Source organism: Mitsuokella jalaludinii (assembly GCF_928722185.1).
Taxonomy (GTDB): Bacteria; Bacillota; Negativicutes; order Selenomonadales; family Selenomonadaceae; genus Mitsuokella; species Mitsuokella jalaludinii.
On sequence record NZ_CAKMXA010000001.1, the window covers coordinates 232,728 to 246,654 of the forward strand.

The window sequence follows — 13,927 nt, forward strand, 5'->3', positions numbered from 1 at the left end:
GATTGATGCCGAAATTTGCCTGACTATGTTGCATGACGGAAGAGGCACATCCTTTCAGGAAAACTATAGGATTGAGGCGTATCATAGTCATCAAAGCCAAGATGTGGTAAGATAGAAGCAAGTGAGCGGGGATTCCCGCATGAGTGCTTTGGAGGTATGCAATATGGCCAACAACGAAGAAACCATGATGTTCCGTTTCGGGAACGATGAGAATAAGGCGGAGAAGATCATCCGCTCGGTCTGTGCGGCGATGGAGGAGAAGGGGTACAACCCGATCAACCAGCTCGTCGGCTATCTGCTCTCGGGCGATCCGGCGTATGTGACGAGCCACAATGATGCGCGCAGCAAGATCCGCACGCTCGAGCGCGATGAGCTCTTAGAGGAGCTCGTGCGCTCGTATCTGGAAAAGGGCGGCAAGAGATGAAGCGATACATGTCACTCGATATCGGCGACCGCACGATCGGCATCGCGGTCAGCGACCTCCTGGGCCTGACGGCGCAGGGCGTCGAGACGATCCGCCGCAAGTCGCTCGCAGACGACCTCAAGCGCCTTGGCGAGCTCATGGAAGTGTACGAGACGAAGTCGCTCGTCTCTGGGCTCCCCAAGAACATGGACGGCACGGAGGGCGACCGCTGCGCCATCGTCAAGGAGTTCATGGCAGAGGTCAAGAAGGCGTATCCTGAGGTAGAGGTCTTCTTCTGGGATGAGCGCCTCTCGACGGTCGCGGCGACGCGCTCGCTCATCGAGGCCGATGTCTCGCGCCGCAAGCGCAAGAAGGTCATTGACAAGATGGCGGCTGTCTTCATCCTGCAGGGCTTTTTGGACAGCAAGCGTTGACAAGCCTTCCCGCGATACGATAAAATGAAACCAGTAAAATCGAGATTTTGGCACGACCAGAAAGAAGAGGTGAGTCCTATGGCAGAGGATATGATGAATGAGGACGACATCGTTGTCGTCATGACGGACGAGGCGGGCAATGAGTACTATTACCGCGAAGAGATGATCATCCCGGTAGAGGATGAGAAATACGCGCTGCTCGTCGGCATCCACGATGAGGATGAGGAGCACGCCCACACCTGCGGCTGCGGCTGCGAGGACGATGACGAGGACGTCATCATCGCGAAGATCGTCACGAACGAGGACGGCGAGGATGAGTACGTCGAGCCGACGGACGAGGAGTTCGAGGCGGTCCAGCAGGCCTACAACGCGCTGGTCGACGAAGCCGAAAAGGACTGAATGACGAAATGATTGGCTGCTATCCATCTGGATGGCGGCTTTTTCATGTACGGAGAACGATTTATGCATGGGAATAAGAAAGAGCGTGCGCCGAAGCAGGCGCCGCAGCCCGCTGAGACGGTGAAGCAGCAGGAGAATGCAGCTGTGCCAGAAAGCAAGCCGCAGGACGTTTCGGCGCCGAAGACGTTGCCGGAAAAAGAAGAGGCTCCATCTGTAAACGATGGCACTGAAGATAATGGCGCTGCAGGAGCCGCAGAGTCCGCGAAGGATACAGCAGCAGAGGACGCGGAACAGCCAGATGGCCCAGATGCCTCAAAAGAAGCAGAAAGGGCAGCCGTACCGGAGGCCTCGGACAAGGCAGCTGAAGCAGATGCGGCAGAGGGAGCTGCGGAGAAGTCCGCTGCTCCCAAAGCAGAGGCAGTTGCCGGAGACGAGAAGCACGAGGAAAACGAGAAGCCCGAGAAATCGGAGCAGGAGGGGAAAGCCGAGAACGCGGAGAAGGCGCAGGAGCCAGGAACGGGCGGCAGCCCATCGCCTGCAGCGGAGTCGAGGGCGCCTTCCAAGCCATCCGATCCTTCCAAGCCATCCGAGCCGCCTTCCAAGCTTTCCGAGCCTTCCAATCTTTTAGAGCCATCTGCTAGGGAGAAGCTGCGCGCAGCACTCAGCCGCCTCGGCTGGAAGAAGTGGGCGGCGATTGCGGCAGTCTTTGTCGTCCTGCTGGGGGCGGGGCTCTTCCTGGCCTTTGGCACGACGCATGTCATCGAGCGCTCGGACCGCGATGCCAAGGAGAACATCTACATGGTCGTCAAGCCGGGCACGACGGCGTCGGAGATCTCGGACCACCTGACGCGGCTCGGCGTCATCGACAGCCGCCTGCGCTTCTGGTGGCTCATGAAGCTCCAGGGCGATGCCCAGAAGTTCAAGACGGGCACGTACGCCTTCGCGCCGCACATGGACGAGCAGGCCGTGCTCGACAAGCTCGTCTCGGGCGACACGACGGTCGTGCGGTTCACGATCCCCGAGGGCTTCGGCATCAAGGAGATCGCGAAGCGCCTCGCGGATGAGGGCCTCGTCGACGAGCAGGAATTCCTCGCCGAGGCGAAGGATTTCGCGCCGTACGATTACATGAAGAAGCGCCCGAATGAGCGCTATGCGGCGGAGGGCTACCTTTTCCCGGACACGTATGAGATCCACAGCGAGGTCACGCCTGAGGCCATCATGAAGATGATGGCCGAGGACTTCGACACGCGCCTGACGCCGGAGCTGCGCCAGCAGGCGGCGGCGAAGAACCTCTCGATCCACGACCTCGTCACGCTGGCCTCGCTCGTCGAGAAAGAGGCGCGCTACGATGAGGACCGCCCAATCATCGCGCAGGTCTTCTTCAAGCGCCTGCAGATGGGCATGCCGCTGCAGTCGGACACGACGCTGCAGTACCTCATGGCGGGCCCGAAGGAGGACGTCTCGATTGAGGACACGAAGATTGACTCGCCCTACAACACGTATCAGCACATGGGCCTGCCGCCCGGACCGATCGCGAGCCCGGGCATGAAGTCCATCCTGGCGGTGCTGAACCCAGCGAGCACCGACTACCTCTACTTCGTAGCCGATCGTCAGGGCCACAACCACTACTCGCAGACGTACGACGAGCACCTGGCCATCGTCGAGCAGGTGCGCTGAGGCGGCGCGGAAGGCGAGGACAGATATGAAGGACAGTATGACAGATACAAGCGATTTTGAAAGACTTCTGCGGGAGATGGAGGCGTATGCGGCCGAGTACCATGTCCCGATCATCAACGAGAACGGCCGCCAGGTCTTCCTCTCGGTCATCCGCGACTTGCGGCCGCACCGCGTGCTCGAGATCGGCACGGCCATCGGCTACTCGGCGCTGCTGCTCGCCGCCAACGGCGCGGCGGACGCACATGTCACGACGCTCGAGCTCTCCGAGGAGCGCGCTGCGCTCGCCCATGGGTTCATCGCGCGCTCGCCCTACGAGGACCGCATCGAGATCCTGCAGGGCGACGCGGGCGAGCTCTTGACAAAGCTTGCGGGGCCGTATGACTTTGTCTTTATCGACGCGGCCAAGGGCCAGTACGTCGACTACTTCGAGAAGGTACAGCCGCTTTTGACGGCGGACGCGGTCATCGTGGCCGACAATGTCCTGTTCCGCGGCTACGTGCGCGGCCCGGAGAAGGCTCCGCGCCGCTACCGCACCATCGTCAAGCGGCTGCGCCGCTACATCGAGCTCACGAGCCATGCGGCAGGCTACGAGACGGAGATCTTCGAGCGCGGCGACGGCCTGGCCGTCTCGCGCCGCTGCCCCGCAGCAAACGAATCAAACAGATTATCGGAGGAATACCATACATGATGAAAAAGCCTGAGCTCCTGGCCCCAGCAGGGAATCTCGAGAAGATGAAGATGGCGCTGCTCTACGGCGCCGACGCCGTCTACCTCGGCGGCAAGCTCTACGGCCTGCGCGCGCTCGGCGGCAACTTCACGCGAGAAGAGCTGCGCGAGGCGGTCGGGTTCGCCCACAAGCTCAAGAAGAAGGTCTATGTGACGGTCAACATCTTCCCGCACAACAGCGACCTTCGCGGCCTGCCCGACTACCTGCGCTACCTGCAGGAGATCGGCGTCGACGCACTGCTCGTCGCCGACCTCGGCGTCTTTATGATGGCCCGGGAATGCATCCCTGATATGGAGCTCCACATCAGCACGCAGGCGAACAACACGAACTGGGCGACGGTCAACGCCTGGCACGCGCTCGGCGCGAAGCGCGTCGTGCTCGCGCGCGAGATGTCTTTGAAGGAAGTCCGCGAGATCCGCGAAAAGACGCAAGCCGACCTCGAGATGTTCGTCCACGGCGCGATGTGCATCTCGTACTCGGGCCGCTGCCTGCTCTCGAACTACTTCACGGGCCGCGATTCCAACCGCGGCAGCTGTGCGCAGTCGTGCCGCTGGAAGTACGCGCTCGTCGAGGAGACGCGTCCGGGCAAGTACTTCCCGATCGAGGAGGACGAGCGCGGCACCTACATCATGAACTCGAAGGACATGTGCCTCCTGCCGCACATCGCCGACGTCATCGAGAGCGGCGTCGATAGCCTCAAGATCGAGGGCCGCATGAAGAGCGTCCACTACGCGGCGAGCGTCGTGCGCGCCTACCGCCTGGCCATTGACGCCTACTTCGAGGACCCCGCGCACTTCAAGGTCCAGCAGGAGTGGCTCGACGAGCTCGAGAAAGTCTCGCACCGCCCGTACACGACGGGCTTCTACTACCACCAGCCGACGGCGGACGACCAGCTCTACGGCACCTCGTCATACCAGCAGACGTCCGAATTTATCGGCCTCGTGCGCGACTACGACACGACCACGCAATACGCCACGGTCGAGCAGCGCAATAATATGAAGATCGGTCAGGAAATTGAGGTATTCCAGCCAAATGCCCCCTTGTATCGCCAGGTACTTTCTGATATGCTTGACGAAGAGGGCAATCCCATCGCGGTTGCTCCTCATGCCCAGCAGATCGTCAAGATCCGCATGGACAAGCCGGTTGAACCGTATACGATCCTGCGCCGCGATATCCCGGCCAAGGCCTGAGGCGCGCGCAGGGCAGAGGAAAGAAGGTCTTTTCTATGGCAGAATCCAAAACATCCGTCCGTTACTTTGGCAGAGCTACTGGACGCGTCCAGGGCGTGGGCTTCCGCATGTTCGTGCAGCAGCACGCATCGGAGCTCGGCCTGACGGGCTGGGTGCGCAATATGGAGGACGGCAGCGTCGAGATGGAGATCCAGGGTGACCCCGAGAAAGTCGACAAGCTCTCAGTACTGATCCGCGAGGGCAATTACTTCATCAAGGTAAAAGAACTGAAGTTTGAGCCAGTCGAGACGGTGCCCAATGAGACGCGCTTTGTCGTCCGTTACTGAGCACATGCCATTGGCCAGGATTTGAGGCGGGAAGAGCCGGCGCAGCCGTCTTCTGACCCGCTTTATTTTTTTATAGAAACGTCTACACAACGTCTACACATTGAAAGGGAGGAATCCTCATGCCACGCATCCTTGTACTTCATGGGCCGAACCTCAACCTGCTCGGCACGCGCGAGCCGGAGATCTACGGCTCGACGACGCTCGACGACATCAACGAGATGATCGCGGAGCGTGCGGCTGAGGCCGGCATCGAGACGGCGTTCTACCAGTCGAACCACGAGGGCGACCTCGTCGACGCCATCCAGCAGGCCAACCACAAGTTCGACTTCATCATCTTCAACGCGGCGGCCTTCACGCACTACAGCATCGCCATCCGCGATGCCATCGCGGCCATCGACGTGCCGGTCATCGAGGTGCACATCTCGAACATCCACCAGCGCGAGGAATTCCGCCACACGTCGGTGCTCGCGCCAGTGGCGATGGGCCAGATCTGCGGCCTCGGCGTCGAGAGCTATCTCGCCGCGCTCGAGGCCATCATCTACAAGCTCAACCGGGCGGAGTAATCAGATTAGGGGGATGATCCTTTGAATGAAAACCGTTTGACCGCACTGCGCGCCCTGCTGCAGGAGAAGGGGCTCGACGCAGTCGTCGTGACAAAATACGTGAACCTTCATTACTTCAGCGGCTTCCGCGGCGATGACACAACGCTCGTCGTCACGAAGGACGAGGCGCTGCTCGTCACCGACAACCGCTACACGGAGCAGGCCGAGAAGCAGGCGCCGCTCTTCACCGTCGTCGAGCACCGCCATGGACTCTTGAAGAAGACGGCGGAGCTCATCGCAAAGCTCGGCTGCCGCAGCGTCGGCTTCGAGGGCCGCTCGATGGTCTACGCCGACTATCGAGCGCTCAAGGACATGCTCGTGGGCATCGACTTCGGCACGATGCTCGACCTCGACGCGCTGCGCCAGGTCAAGGACGAGGAGGAGATCGCCTGCATCCGCCGTGCCTGCTCCTTTGCCGACAAGGCCTTTGAGGACATCGTCCACTTCATCCGCCCGGGCCGCACGGAGATCGAGGTGGCCGCGCGCCTCGAACAGGTCATGCGCGAAGCGGGCTCCGAGAAGCCGTCCTTCGACACGATCGTCGCCTCGGGCCTGCGCGGCAGCATGCCGCACGGCACGGCGACGGAGAAGGTCATCGAGGCGGGCGACTTCGTGACGATGGACTACGGCGCGAAGTACCAGGGCTACTGCTCCGACATCACGCGCACCGTCTGCGTCGGCGAGGCGACGGCGCGCCAGCGCGAGGTCTACGGGGCCGTGCTCGGCGCGCAGGAGCTCGTGCTCTCGCTCATCGCGCCGGGGAAATCCGGCAAAGAGATCGACGCGGCCTCGCGCGAATTCCTCAAGAAGTACGACCTCGCGCAGTACTTCGGCCACGGACTCGGCCACAGCCTCGGCCTCGAGATCCACGAGGAGCCGCGCCTCTCGCCGTCGAGCACCTGCGAGCACCTCGTGCCGGGTATGCTCATCACCGATGAGCCGGGCGTCTACCTGCCGGGCTGGGGCGGCCTGCGCATCGAGGATACAGTGCTCGTCACCGCGACGGGCAGCGAGCGCCTGACCAAGTCCTCCAAGCAGCTCGTCGAGATCCGCTGATGCGCAGTGCTTGACGATGGGCCGCAAGTTGATTATAATAAAGAATGTTATGATACGTTTCGTATCTTGAATTTGAATCAGAAATGAAATAATGAAGTTTTTGGAGGGCGTAGAATGATTAACAGTACTGATTTCCGCACGGGCTTAACGATTGAAATTGATGGCGGTGTCTGGCAGATCGTGGATTTCCAGCACGTAAAGCCGGGCAAGGGCGCTGCTTTCGTACGCACGAAGATCAAGAATGTTGAGACGGGTGCAGTGGTAGAGCGTACCTTCAATCCGAATGAAAAGATGCCGGCAGCTCACCTCGAGACGCGCAACATGCAGTACCTCTACGAGGCCGATGGCATGTACACGTTCATGGACACGGAGACGTACGAGCAGACGGAGCTCAACAAGGAGCAGCTCGGCGATGCGCTGAACTACCTCATGGAGAACATGGAAGTCTCGCTGCAGACGTTCAAGGGCCGCATCATCGGCATCCAGCTGCCGAACTCCGTCAACCTCAAGGTTGTCGAGTGCGAGCCGAGCGTCAAGGGCAACACGGCTACGGGCGCCACGAAGATCGCCAAGGTCGAGACGGGCTACGAAGTCCGCGTGCCGCTCTTCGTCAACGAGGGCGATACGCTCCGCATCGATACGCGCACGGGCAACTACATCGAGCGCGCATAAGAAACATCTGCTTCTCTTGGCAGCTGCTGCGCCAGGCATGTTCATGCAACTGGTACAGCAGCTGCATTTCTTTCATTTTTATTTTGTTTTATTTTCGTTCTTGGCAGGAAAAAGCGTTCGAGTCCGCGAATAGTACAGTATAAATATGCATGGGAGAGGCATGTTATACGCCCTCTTGTGCGGATTACCGTTTATGCGCAGTCCCATGGGCTGCCCCAGGCAAGGAGGCCTTTATCATGGCAAACGAAAAAGAAATCGTCAAAAAAGATTCGAGTCTCGGCGCGATCCGCATCGCGGATGAGGTCGTCAGCATCATCGCGGGCCTGGCTGCTACGGAAGTCGACGGCATCGCCGGCATGAGCGGCGGCATTGCGGGCGGCATTGCCGAGATGCTCGGCCGCAAGAACTTCGCCAAGGGCGTCAAGGTCGAAGTCGGCGAGAAGGAAGCCGCTGTCGACCTCTACATCATCGTCAAGTATGGCGTGCGCATCCCGGACATCGCCCTCGCGGTGCAGGAGAACGTCAAGCAGGCCATCGAGACGATGACGGGCCTCTCCGTCGTCGAGGTCAACGTCCACGTACAGGGCGTCGGCTTCCCGGAGGAGAATGCGAAGGCCGATGAAGTACGCGTGCGCTGATCTGGAGCGAGGCGGATACTATGGGGATTATCAACCGTTTTTTGCTGTTTGTCTCGATGATCGGCCTGGCCCTGCTCTCCGTGCTCGTGCTCGTGCTCTGCATGGGAGTCCTGCCGGAGTCGGTCTGGCTCAATGAGATCCACTACATCCTGTCCCGCCGCGAGACGGTCGCCGTCTCGGTCGTCTTCCTCCTGGTCGCGCTCCACCTGCTCGGCGTCTCCTTGCGGGGGCGTGCGGAGCGCACGCATGAGCGCGGCGACTTCATCCTGCTGCAGGGGGCAGAGGGCGGCGTCCGCGTCGCCCTGCCTGCCATCCGCGCGATGGCCGAGCGGACGCTCCTTTCGCTGCACGGCATCCGCATGGCGAAGGTGCGCGCCCAGCGCGTCAGGGCCTCGAAGAACGCACCTGAGACGCTGCGCCTCGTGCTCGACCTGACGGTCAGCCGCGGCACGCCCGTCGCATCGCTCACGGAGGCGGCCGCCGCGGCCATCCGCACGGAACTCCGCGAGACGATGGGACTCGAGGACGTCGCCGTCGAGTCGCACATCACGGCGTTCTCGGACGCTGTGCCTGCGGGCAAGCGCCGCGTGGTCTGAGGCGTGAGGCGGTGGAAAAATGAAAGAAGAATTCAAGGAATGGCTGGCGATGATCTGGCAGGAGGACCGGGGGCAGTGCCTCGGCCTCGCCTCCGGCATCATCCTGGCCCTGATGATCCTGCTGATCGGCTTCTGGCGCACGGCCTTCATCGTGCTGTGCGGCGTCGTCGGCCTCTGCATCGGCAGGAAAGCCGACCGCGAAGAGGACTTTTTCGGCAGGATTGCCGATGACCTGCTCGACCGCATCAACCGCTTGCGCAGCTAGCGGGCGGCGGAAACGGCCATCACGATACATGATTTTAGGAAGGTTAGGAAAGGTTAGGAATGAGTCGTAGACAAGCAAGGGAAGTCGCGCTGCAGGCGCTCTTCCAGTTAGACCTGAACCCGGCGGAAACGGCCGCTCAGGAAGAGATGCAGGAGACACTCGCCCTCGACACGGCGCTCGGCGAGGCCGAGGCGATGAGTGCGCATGACCGCGTGTTCGCCGCGCAGCTCGTGCACGGCACGCGCGCGAACGTAGAGGCCATCGATGCCCAGATCGCCGCGAACTCGCGCGAGTGGAAGGTGGAGCGCATGGCGGCCGTCGACCGCAACCTCACGCGCATGGCAACGTATGAGATGTGCTTTGCCGAAGAGAAGCTCACACCGAACATCGCCATCAACGAGGCGGTAGAACTGGCAAAGAAGTATGGTACGGATGACTCCAGCCGCTATGTGAACGGGATTCTCGGCGCGATCATGAAGAGCGCGAAGAGCGCAGAGTGACGCAGACAGGAGCCAGACTTTTTGTCTGGCTTCTTTCTTGTAATACGGGAATCTGAAGGAAGACAGGAGAAGGCAGGAGAAGGGGGATTGCTGCCGTGGGGATACACAACGTCAGTGAGGTCACGAACTATATCAAGCGGATGTTCCAGCGCGAGCCCGTGCTCGGCTGCATCCAGGTCCGCGGGGAGCTGTCGAACTTCCGCTGCTACGCCTCGGGCCACTGCTACTTCACGCTGAAGGACGCCGCGTCGGCCATCAAGTGCGTGATGTTCCGGAGCCGCGCGCAGGGCCTGCGCTTCCGGCCGGAGAACGGCATGCAGGTCGTCGTCAGCGGCAGCATCTCGGTCTACGAGCGCGACGGTGTCTACCAGCTCTACGCTGACCACATGATGCCGGAGGGCGCGGGCGACCTTGCGCTCGCCTTCGAGCAGCTCAAGGCGAGACTCGCATCTGAGGGGCTCTTCGACGATGCGCACAAGAAGCCCCTGCCGCGCTTCCCGAAGCGCATCGGCATCGTCACCTCGATCTCGGGCGCCGTGCTGCGCGATATCTACCACGTCTCGAAGCGTCGCTGGCCCGCGGTGCAGCTCGTCCTGCGCCCCGTGCTCGTCCAGGGCGAGGAGGCAGCCGCGCAGATCGCCGCGGCCATCGCCTTCTTCAACGAGAAGTACCCCGTCGACGTGCTGATCGTCGGCCGCGGCGGCGGCTCGATGGAGGACCTCTGGGCTTTCAACGAGGAGCCCGTCGTGCGCGCCATTTACGCCTCGAAGATTCCCGTCATCTCAGCCGTCGGCCACGAGACGGACTTCACGCTCGCCGACTTTGCGAGCGACCAGCGGGCCGCGACGCCCTCGCAGGCGGCCGAGCTCGCCGTGCCGGACCGAGCAGAGCTCCTGCGCTACACGGAGAGCCTGATGGCGCGCCTCTCGCAGCAGGAGAGGCGCCAGCTGCAGGAGAAGCGCCTGCGCCTCGCGGCCTGCCTCCGCAGCGCCGCCCTGCAGAACCCGCAGCTCCTGCTCGCGGGCCGCGCCCAGCGCCTTGACCGCGCAATCGCCGCGCTCGAGTCGCAGATGAAGGGCCAGATGAAGGAGAAGCGCCACGCGCTCGAGATCGTGCTGCAGCAGCTCGACTACCTGAACCCCGTGCACATCCTGCGCCAGGGCTACGGCATTGTCGAGAAGGAGGGGGTGCCCCTGACGAGCGTCCGCGCCGTAAAGGCAGGCGACCTCCTCACCATCACCCTGAAGGACGGCCGCATCCCGGTGCGCGCCGTAAAGGTGCAGGGAGAGGACAACCAGGAGCAGTGAGCCGGCGGGAAAAGAAAGGAAGAAGTTGCATATGCCAAGAAAGAAAGAGCTCTCGTTTGAGGAATCACTGGAAAAGCTCGAGGCCATCGTCAAGGAGATGGAGGGCGGCGACCTGACGCTCAAGGACCTCATGAGCCATTACTCCGAGGGCGTCGGCCTCGCCAAGAACTGCATGGGCGCCCTCGAGCGCGCCGAGCAAACGATGGACCTGCTCGTCAAGGAGAATGAAGCGACGGGCAAGGTCGAAGAGAGCAAGCTTGATATTGAGGGATAAGGGGAATGATGATATGTTGAAGGAACTTTGGAAAGAGCGTCAGCAGCTGGTCGAAGAGCAGCTCGTCCGTGAACTGGAGCAGGAGCCGCCTCTTGACGCGCGCCTCGCTGAGTCGATGCGCTACAGCCTCATGGCGGGCGGCAAGCGCCTGCGCCCGATCCTCCTGATGGCGGCGGCCGATGCCGTCGGCGCGAAGGGCACGGACTACCTGACAGCGGCCTGCGCCCTCGAGATGATCCACACGTACTCCCTGATCCACGACGACCTGCCGGCGATGGACAACGACGACTACCGCCGCGGCAAGCTGACGAACCACAAGGTCTACGGCGACGGCATGGCCGTGCTCGCCGGCGATGCGCTCCTGACGCTCGCCTTCGAGGTCATCGCGCGCCAGAAGCACACGGACCCGGCAACTCTTTTGCGCGTCGTGCAGGAGATCAGCACGGCGGCCGGCATGAACGGCATGGTCGGCGGCCAGGCCATCGACCTCGAGTCGGAGGGCCACCGCATCCCGATGCAAGAGCTCCAGAAGATGCACATGGGCAAGACGGGCGCGCTCTTCCGCGCCGCCTTAAGAAGCGGCGCCATCCTCGCGGGCGCCACGGAAGGCCAGCTCGCGGCCCTGACCTCCTATGCCGAGGGCTTCGGCCTTGCCTTCCAGATCACGGATGACATCCTCGATGTGACGGGCGACGAGAAGCTCATCGGCAAGCCGGTCGGCAGCGACATCCGCAACGAGAAGTCGACGTACGTGACGCTGACCTCGCTTGACGAGGCCCAGCGCCTCGCCGAAGAGACCGTGGACAAGGCGGTCAAGGCGCTCGCCGTTTTCGGCCCTGAAGCCGATTTCCTGCGCCAGCTCGTCCGCTACATGCTCGAGCGAAAGAATTGAGAATTGATGGGAAGTGTTTCGATGGGGAGTGTTTCCATGTATGCATTGCTCAACCGCATAGAGAAACCCGAGGATGTCAAGGCGCTCACGGTCCGCGAGCTCGAGCAGCTGGCATCCGAACTGCGCCATTTCATCATTGATACCGTCTCGCAGAACGGCGGCCACCTCGCGCCGAACCTCGGCACGGTGGAACTGACGCTCGCGCTCTACAGCGTCTTCTCGTTCCCCGGGGACAAGCTCGTCTGGGATGTCGGCCACCAGGCCTACACCCACAAGATCCTCACGGGCCGCAGGGATGCGTTCAAGACACTGCGCAAGAAGGGCGGCATCACCGGCTTCCCGAACCGCTCAGAGTCCGTCTACGACGCCTTCGGTGTCGGCCATGCGAGTACCTCCATCTCGGCGGCCCTCGGCATGGCCCTCGCGCGCGATGCCAAGGGGGAGAAGAACCAGGTCATCGCCGTCATCGGCGATGGCGCGCTGACGGGCGGCGAGTCGTTCGAGGCGCTCAACAACGCCGGCGACCTCGGCACGAAGCTCATCGTTATCCTCAACGACAACGAGATGTCCATCGACGCCAATGTCGGCGCCATGAGCGAGTACCTCTCGCGCATCCGCATCGCGCCGCAGTACGCGCGCGCCAAGCGCGACATGGGCAGCCTGCTCATGAGCATCCCGCACATCGGCGACAAGGTCTACAAGACGGCGAGCCACCTCAAGGACGGCGTGCGCTCCGTGCTCGTGCCGGGCAGCCTGTTCGAGGAGATGGGCTTCCACTACATCGGCCCGATCGACGGCCACAACATCGCCCTCCTGGAGGAAGTCCTGACGAGCGCCAAGGAGATGGAGGGCCCCGTGCTCATCCACATCCACACCGTCAAGGGCAAGGGATACAAGCCGGCCGAGCAGGCGCCCGAGAAGTTCCACGGCGTCGGCTGCTTCGACCCGAGCACGGGCAAGTCCGCGAAGAAGGCGGGCTGTGCGCCTTCCTACACCTCTGTCTTCAGCAAGGCGCTGATTGACCTCGCGAAGGACCGCCCCGACATCCTCGCCATCACGGCGGCCATGCCGTCGGGCACGGGCCTCAAGGCCTTCGGCCAGGCGTACCCGAAGCGCTTCTTCGACGTCGGCATCGCCGAGGAGCACGCGATGACGCTGGCCGCCGGCATGGCGGCCGCGGGCATGCACCCCGTCATCGCGCTCTATTCGACGTTCGCGCAGCGCGCCTACGACCAGCTCATCCACGACGTCTGCCTGCAGAACCTGCCCGTGACGCTCTGCCTCGACCGCGCCGGCCTCGTCGGCGAGGACGGCCCGACGCATCACGGTGTCTTCGACCTCTCGTACCTGCGCCAGATGCCCAACATGTGCGTCATGGCGCCAAAGGACGAGGAGGAGCTTCGCCATATGCTCGCGACAGCTATCGCGATAGAGGGGCCCGCTGCCGTGCGCTACCCGCGCGGCGCCGGCCTCGGCGTGCCGCTCACAGACTCGCTTGAGACCTTGCCCGTCGGCAAGGCCGAAGTGCTGCAGGAGGAGGGCGATATCGCCTTCCTGGCCGTCGGCACGATGGTCGAGAAGGCAAAGGAAGCAGCCGCCATCCTCAAAGAGGAGGGCATCGAGGCGGCCGTCGTCAACATGCGTTTCATCAAGCCGCTCGATACAGAGCTGCTCGGCGAGATGGCCCGGACGAAGAAGCTCCTCATCACGGCCGAGGAGAATGTGCTCGCGGGCGGCTTCGGCTCGGCCGTGGCCGAATACCTCGCGGATCACGGCATCGAGGTGCCGCTTTTGCGCTTCGGCATCCCCGACCGCTTCATCGAGCAGGGCACGCGCCGTGAGCTCTTATCGCTCTGCGACCTGCAGCCCGATGAGATGGCCAAGCGCATCTGCGAGCGGCTGAGCCAGCTGGACGAGAACGCATGATACAGGCATGATACAAGATAGTTGAGAGAAAGAGAAGGGTAAG

18 protein-coding genes are annotated in these 13,927 nt (G+C 62.3%); all 18 read left to right on the forward strand.

Translation table 11 applies throughout. From position 1 onward, the window contains the following. Window positions 1–163: 163 nt before the first annotated feature. The 18 genes from QDI87_RS01140 (at window position 164) to dxs (ending at window position 13,884) form a co-directional block, all read left to right on the forward strand. Complete coding sequence (locus QDI87_RS01140; RefSeq protein ID WP_036376829.1) at window positions 164–424, forward strand: IreB family regulatory phosphoprotein; 261 nt, start codon at window positions 164–166, stop codon at window positions 422–424. Then, on the forward strand, window positions 421–837 hold the full coding sequence (gene ruvX, locus QDI87_RS01145; protein WP_278742007.1) for a Holliday junction resolvase RuvX: 417 nt from the start codon (window positions 421–423) through the stop codon (window positions 835–837). Before QDI87_RS01140 ends, ruvX begins: the two co-directional genes overlap by 4 nt. Before the next feature lie 78 nt (window positions 838–915). After that, entirely contained in the window at window positions 916–1,236 is a 321-nt protein-coding gene (locus QDI87_RS01150; RefSeq protein WP_226867867.1) for a DUF1292 domain-containing protein, read from the forward strand. Between the two features lie 63 nt (window positions 1,237–1,299). Continuing rightward, a complete protein-coding gene (gene mltG, locus QDI87_RS01155) occupies window positions 1,300–2,913 on the forward strand; it encodes an endolytic transglycosylase MltG (RefSeq protein WP_278742009.1) in 1,614 nt (537 codons plus the stop codon). 37 nt (window positions 2,914–2,950) lie between these two features. Beyond that, on the forward strand, window positions 2,951–3,601 hold the full coding sequence (locus tag QDI87_RS01160; RefSeq protein WP_278742011.1) for an O-methyltransferase: 651 nt from the start codon (window positions 2,951–2,953) through the stop codon (window positions 3,599–3,601). Continuing rightward, window positions 3,598–4,830 (forward strand): peptidase U32 family protein, encoded by a 1,233-nt coding sequence (locus tag QDI87_RS01165; protein WP_278742012.1) that lies wholly within the window; start codon window positions 3,598–3,600, stop codon window positions 4,828–4,830. Before QDI87_RS01160 ends, QDI87_RS01165 begins: the two co-directional genes overlap by 4 nt. Window positions 4,831–4,865: 35 nt before the next feature. After that, window positions 4,866–5,156 (forward strand): acylphosphatase, encoded by a 291-nt coding sequence (locus tag QDI87_RS01170; RefSeq protein WP_055160531.1) that lies wholly within the window; start codon window positions 4,866–4,868, stop codon window positions 5,154–5,156. A 119-nt stretch (window positions 5,157–5,275) separates the two neighbouring features. After that, entirely contained in the window at window positions 5,276–5,719 is a 444-nt protein-coding gene (gene aroQ / locus QDI87_RS01175; RefSeq protein ID WP_036376805.1) for a type II 3-dehydroquinate dehydratase, read from the forward strand. A gap of 21 nt (window positions 5,720–5,740) precedes the next feature. Then, window positions 5,741–6,814, forward strand: a complete 1,074-nt coding sequence (locus QDI87_RS01180) for a M24 family metallopeptidase (protein WP_278742015.1) — start codon at window positions 5,741–5,743, stop codon at window positions 6,812–6,814. A 114-nt stretch (window positions 6,815–6,928) separates the two neighbouring features. Further along, window positions 6,929–7,486: an elongation factor P gene (gene efp / locus QDI87_RS01185; RefSeq protein WP_005839637.1), complete on the forward strand. Its 558-nt coding sequence runs from the start codon at window positions 6,929–6,931 to the stop codon at window positions 7,484–7,486. Between the two features lie 236 nt (window positions 7,487–7,722). Then, window positions 7,723–8,124 (forward strand): Asp23/Gls24 family envelope stress response protein, encoded by a 402-nt coding sequence (locus QDI87_RS01190; protein WP_036376780.1) that lies wholly within the window; start codon window positions 7,723–7,725, stop codon window positions 8,122–8,124. Window positions 8,125–8,144: 20 nt separating this feature from the next. Next, window positions 8,145–8,720, forward strand: coding sequence for an alkaline shock response membrane anchor protein AmaP (amaP, locus tag QDI87_RS01195; RefSeq protein WP_255240711.1), 576 nt, complete (start codon window positions 8,145–8,147; stop codon window positions 8,718–8,720). A 19-nt stretch (window positions 8,721–8,739) separates the two neighbouring features. After that, entirely contained in the window at window positions 8,740–8,985 is a 246-nt protein-coding gene (locus QDI87_RS01200; RefSeq protein ID WP_255240710.1) for a DUF2273 domain-containing protein, read from the forward strand. Between the two features lie 59 nt (window positions 8,986–9,044). Further along, window positions 9,045–9,485, forward strand: coding sequence for a transcription antitermination factor NusB (gene nusB, locus QDI87_RS01205; protein ID WP_278742016.1), 441 nt, complete (start codon window positions 9,045–9,047; stop codon window positions 9,483–9,485). Window positions 9,486–9,580: 95 nt separating this feature from the next. Beyond that, window positions 9,581–10,792 carry an exodeoxyribonuclease VII large subunit gene (xseA, locus tag QDI87_RS01210; protein WP_278742018.1) on the forward strand — a complete coding sequence of 404 codons (1,212 nt, stop codon included), beginning with the start codon at window positions 9,581–9,583 and terminating at the stop codon, window positions 10,790–10,792. A 31-nt stretch (window positions 10,793–10,823) separates the two neighbouring features. Further along, window positions 10,824–11,066 (forward strand): exodeoxyribonuclease VII small subunit, encoded by a 243-nt coding sequence (xseB, locus tag QDI87_RS01215; RefSeq protein ID WP_036376746.1) that lies wholly within the window; start codon window positions 10,824–10,826, stop codon window positions 11,064–11,066. A 13-nt stretch (window positions 11,067–11,079) separates the two neighbouring features. Then, a complete protein-coding gene (locus tag QDI87_RS01220; protein WP_211248183.1) occupies window positions 11,080–11,958 on the forward strand; it encodes a polyprenyl synthetase family protein in 879 nt (292 codons plus the stop codon). Window positions 11,959–11,994: 36 nt separating this feature from the next. Next, on the forward strand, window positions 11,995–13,884 hold the full coding sequence (gene dxs, locus QDI87_RS01225; RefSeq protein WP_278743347.1) for a 1-deoxy-D-xylulose-5-phosphate synthase: 1,890 nt from the start codon (window positions 11,995–11,997) through the stop codon (window positions 13,882–13,884). Window positions 13,885–13,927 lie beyond the last annotated feature (43 nt).